This window comes from Mesorhizobium sp. M4B.F.Ca.ET.017.02.2.1 (assembly GCF_003998955.1).
Lineage (GTDB): Bacteria > Pseudomonadota > Alphaproteobacteria > Rhizobiales > Rhizobiaceae > Mesorhizobium > Mesorhizobium abyssinicae.
In genome coordinates, this window is record NZ_RZOF01000038.1 from 17,501 (window position 1) to 22,500 (window position 5,000).

A 5,000-nucleotide genomic window follows, 5' to 3' on the forward strand; every position below is an offset into this window, starting at 1 on the left:
ACTTTGATTTGGCTTTATTGGTCACGCATGAATCGACGAGAACATTCACACCTAGGCAACTTAATGCCTTGGTAGACTTATTCTCACGAAACGTGATCCGCCAAAGTCTCGTTCGAACCAATTACCCCTGGCGGGATAAGAGGTTCAGCAGGACTCTGCCGCCCACGTTTCTCTTTCTTCAATATTCAGTTTTCAAAGAACAGACACCGCAGACGCAATGTCGTGGCCCCTTACGCTTTTGGCTTCAGGGCCGTCCGAGTGTCGCTTAACGCGGCTCTCTTGAATTTCTCACAAGGGCAGATTTAGAAGCGAACTTCTTCGTCGCCAGCGGCGAGCCGCCCTCGTTGGTGAGGCGTATATAGTCGCCACCTCTTCACACTGTCAACAGCCTTCTCAGATGTTTTTTCGATTTCTCGTGGGCATGTCCACAAGGTCGAAATTTGTGAGTTGGCTTGGCTGAATCTCGACCGGCGATCGGCTGCCAATCCATTCCTGCCTGGGCTCACGACCAGCTCGGCACCGGATACCCGGCATCGGCCCAAAAATCGCCTGTCCTGCCATGGTCGATGCTAATCGCCACGCCGGCCTGGGCATGGCTTCAGAGCCGCTCTTCCAGCAATTCCGTCGTGATATTCCGGCCAGCGTAGAAGATGCCCAAAATCAGCACTCGCTCACCCTCGACGGCAAAAGCAATGCTGACGGCGCGCCGATAGCCGACAATCCGCAGCCCCGGCATGATCTCGATCCGCTCGGTGCCGCGCTGTGGAAAAGTCGATAGGCCCAGGCAATGGTCGCGGATTCCGACAACGAAATTCCACGCAATCGCGGGCGACGCGCGCTCGGCTATGTCATCATAGAGCTGTCCGAGCTCAGCTTCCGCCATGGGATGGAAGACAATTCGATACTCCATCCGCTACTTGGCTTTCCCCTGCTTCGCGCGATGACGCGCCTCAAGCCGGGAAAAGACCGTTTCGGCGGGAACTCCCTTCGCCGGATCTTGCCGAAGCTCGGTCAGGCGCCCCGGGACCTCCTCGCGCAGCCATTTCTCCCGCTCCGCCTCGAAGTCCTCGAGCATGCGCAGACCGGCGCGGACGACCTCGCTGGCATTGTTGTAACGGCCTGATTCGAGCTGCTTCCTGATGAAGCTCTCATAGTGGTCGTTCAGAGCATAGTTGGGCATGGCAACCTCTGGAAAAAATGTCCGGCTATAGAACATAGCAATAGATGTTATCTATTGCCAGCATTCGCCGATTCGGCCGATCCCCGCCTGTGATTCGGATTATCCCGCAAGGCTTGATTCGCAGATTCGGCAGAGCCGAGATATCGCCTCGACCCCGATGACGCCGGCGCGATCGAGCAATCTGGTGCAGTCGACAGCTCCCGACGGTCTCCTCTCGCCATTCAGGCAGGACGAGGGCACTGAAGCCGGCTGAGAAAGAGGCCCGCCGGCTAAATTCATTTCGCATCTGGTTGTGGTCGCTGCTCCGATTCGGCTTTCGCTGTTCGCTTCGGCTGTGAACGAGGCGGAGCTCGCAGCGTCGGCCGAGACCTCGTCTGGGGTCCAGGGGGGACGAATTGATTGCGACCATCGTTGGCTGCCAAAGCAAAAGGCCCGCTGGCGAGGAGCCAAGCGGGCCTTTTGATTTGGTTGCGGGGACAGGATTTGAACCTGTGACCTTCAGGTTATGAGCCTGACGAGCTACCGGGCTGCTCCACCCCGCGTCAACTACGAGCAAGCGTTTGCTTGCGACCACGAGCAAGCGTTGGCTTGCGTCCTTAGAGGTAAGTTTTTGCTTACCGGAATCAAGAGGTCTGCCAAATGAAAGGGCCGCTTGCGCGGCCCGGGCTCCCGTTTGGCGGGCCTCATGCATGTCGCTCAAAAGTGTTAGCGGTTTTGAGGCAACGCCATGCATCACAACAATCGTAATGAGAAGATGAACGTGCGTTTGGCAGACCTGGCAGCGACCTACTCTCCCGCGTCTTGAGACGAAGTACCATCAGCGCTGGAGCGTTTCACGGCCGAGTTCGGAATGGGATCGGGTGCAGCCGCTCCGCCATAACCACCAGGTCGGCAAAACGCACGTTGTTCGAGAAGCTTTTTGAGCGAATAGCCGATGGTGAGCAGCCGATAGGGAACCCTATTTGCTGCTTCTCCAAGCTGTTCGCTGGTCTTTGTTGTGCCCTCACATCCTCCCTTTTGGGAGCGATGGACATTAGGAATGAGAACGATCAAGCCGATCGAACTATTAGTACCGGTAAGCTTCAAGCGTTGCCGCTCTTCCACACCCGGCCTATCAACGTGGTCGTCTTCCACGGTTCTCAGGGAATACTCGTTTTAAGGTGGGTTTCCCGCTTAGATGCCTTCAGCGGTTATCCCGTCCGGATATAGCTACCCTGCTATGCGGCTGGCGCCACAACAGGTCCACCAGAGATCCGTCCATCCCGGTCCTCTCGTACTAGGGACAGATCCTTTCAATATTCCTACACCCACGGCAGATAGGGACCGAACTGTCTCACGACGTTCTGAACCCAACTCACGTACCGCTTTAAATGGCGAACAGCCATACCCTTGGGACCTGCTCCAGCCCCAGGATGCGATGAGTCGACATCGAGGTGCCAAACAACCCCGTCGATATGGACTCTTGGGGGTCATCAGCCTGTTATCCCCGGCGTACCTTTTATCCGTTGAGCGATGGCCCTTCCACGCGGGACCACCGGATCACTATGACCGACTTTCGTCTCTGCTCGACTTGTCAGTCTCGCAGTCAGGCAGGCTTATGCCATTGCACTCAGCGAACGATTTCCGACCGTTCTGAGCCCACCATCGCGCGCCTCCGTTACTCTTTAGGAGGCGACCGCCCCAGTCAAACTACCCACCATACATTGTCCCGGACCCGGATAACGGGCCGCGGTTAGACATCCATAGAGATAAGGGTGGTATTTCAAGGGTGGCTCCACCAAGGCTGGCGCCCTGGCTTCAAAGCCTACCACCTATCCTACACATGCCACTACGAATGCCAATGTAAAGCTATAGTAAAGGTGCACGGGGTCTTTCCGTCTAACCGCAGGAACCCCGCATCTTCACGGGGAATTCAATTTCACTGAGTCTATGCTGGAGACAGCGGGGAAGTCGTTACGCCATTCGTGCAGGTCGGAACTTACCCGACAAGGAATTTCGCTACCTTAGGACCGTTATAGTTACGGCCGCCGTTTACTGGGGCTTCGATTCAGAGCTTGCACCCCTCCTCTTAACCTTCCAGCACCGGGCAGGCGTCAGACCCTATACGTCGCCTTGCGGCTTCGCAGAGCCCTGTGTTTTTGATAAACAGTCGCTACCCCCTGGTCTGTGCCACCCTCCTCTGCTTGCGCAGAAAAGGGTCACGCTTCTTCCGAAGTTACGCGTGCAATTTGCCGAGTTCCTTCAGCATAGTTCTCTCAAGCGCCTTGGTATACTCTACCAGACCACCAGTGTCGGTTTCGGGTACGGTCTATAAGGAGGAGCTATTTCCTGGAACCGCTCCGCTGCCCAACCAATCCGATAAGGTTGAACAACTTGTGCGATCCGTCACTACCTCCAGGCCCACGAATATTAACGTGGTTCCCATCGACTACGCGTTTCCGCCTCGTCTTAGGGGCCGGCTAACCCTGCTCAGATTAACTTTAAGCAGGAACCCTTGGTCTTTCGGCGGGGGAGTCTCTCACTCCCCTTACGTTACTCATGTCAGCATTCGCACTTCTGATACCTCCACCGCCCCTCACGGGTACGGCTTCATCAGCTTACAGAACGCTCCGCTACCGCTCGTGATTGCTCACGAACCCTAAGCTTCGGTGTATGGCTTTAGCCCCGTTACATTTTCGGCGCAAAGACCCTTATTTAGACCAGTGAGCTGTTACGCTTTCTTTAAATGATGGCTGCTTCTAAGCCAACATCCTGGTTGTTTTGGGATCCTCACATCCTTTCCCACTTAGCCATAACTTGGGGACCTTAGCTGTAGGTCAGGGTTGTTTCCCTTTTCACGACGGACGTTAGCACCCGCCGTGTGTCTGCCGACTAGTACTCCCAGGTATTCGGAGTTTGGTTAGGTTTGGTAATCCGGTGAGGACCCCTAGCCCATCCAGTGCTCTACCCCCTGGGGTATTCGGTCGACGCTCTACCTAAATAGATTTCGCGGAGAACCAGCTATTTCCGAGTTTGATTGGCCTTTCACCCCTAGCCACAAGTCATCCCGAACTATTGCAACAGTTATGGGTTCGGTCCTCCAGTAAGTGTTACCTTACCTTCAACCTGCTCATGGCTAGATCACTCGGTTTCGGGTCTAATGCGACGAACTGAACGCCCTGTTCAGACTCGCTTTCGCTGCGCCTACACCTACCGGTTTAAGCTTGCTCGTCACACTAAGTCGCTGACCCATTATACAAAAGGTACGCGGTCACCCTTGCGGGCTCCCACTGTTTGTAGGCAATCGGTTTCAGGTACTCTTTCACTCCCCTTGTCGGGGTGCTTTTCACCTTTCCCTCACGGTACTAGTTCGCTATCGGTCATGCACGAGTACTTAGGCTTGGAAGGTGGTCCTCCCAATTTCAGACAGGATTTCACGTGTCCCGCCTTACTCGAGGACGATTGATCGCATTACGCGTACGGGGCTGTCACCCGCTATGGCCCTACTTTCCAGAAGGTTCCGCTTGTCTCTCAATCGCCACTGGCCTGGTCCGGGTTCGCTCGCCACTACTTCCGGAGTCTCGGTTGATGTCCTTTCCTACGGGTACTTAGATGTTTCAGTTCCCCGCGTTCGCCACTTTATCCCTATGTATTCAGGATAAGTTACCTATTAGCGATACTTGGAAACCACAGCCGCAGCAGCGCAATCTCGAAGAGATTGTCGCATCTCTGCAGCTCTGATTTTCCAAGTACCTTAGGTGGGTTTCCCCATTCGGAAATCTACGGATCAAAGGGTATTCGCACCTCCCCGTAGCTTATCGCAGCGTATCACGTCCTTCAT

At 55.1% G+C, this 5,000-nt stretch carries 2 protein-coding genes, 1 tRNA gene and 2 rRNA genes (1 of these 5 cut by a window edge); all 5 read right to left on the reverse strand.

What is annotated here, in order from left to right:
• Window positions 1-598 precede the first annotated feature (598 nt).
• Complete coding sequence (locus EN738_RS07715) at window positions 599-910, reverse strand: type II toxin-antitoxin system RelE/ParE family toxin (protein ID WP_127283190.1); 312 nt, start codon at window positions 908-910, stop codon at window positions 599-601.
• A gap of 3 nt (window positions 911-913) precedes the next feature.
• Window positions 914-1,180, reverse strand: coding sequence for a type II toxin-antitoxin system ParD family antitoxin (locus EN738_RS07720; RefSeq protein WP_127283191.1), 267 nt, complete (start codon window positions 1,178-1,180; stop codon window positions 914-916).
• 465 nt (window positions 1,181-1,645) lie between these two features.
• Window positions 1,646-1,722 (reverse strand) — tRNA-Met (locus tag EN738_RS07725).
• A gap of 231 nt (window positions 1,723-1,953) precedes the next feature.
• Window positions 1,954-2,068: ribosomal RNA gene (rrf, locus tag EN738_RS07730) — 5S ribosomal RNA — on the reverse strand.
• Between the two features lie 157 nt (window positions 2,069-2,225).
• Window positions 2,226-5,000: ribosomal RNA gene (locus EN738_RS07735) — 23S ribosomal RNA — on the reverse strand; it runs 49 nt beyond the window's last position.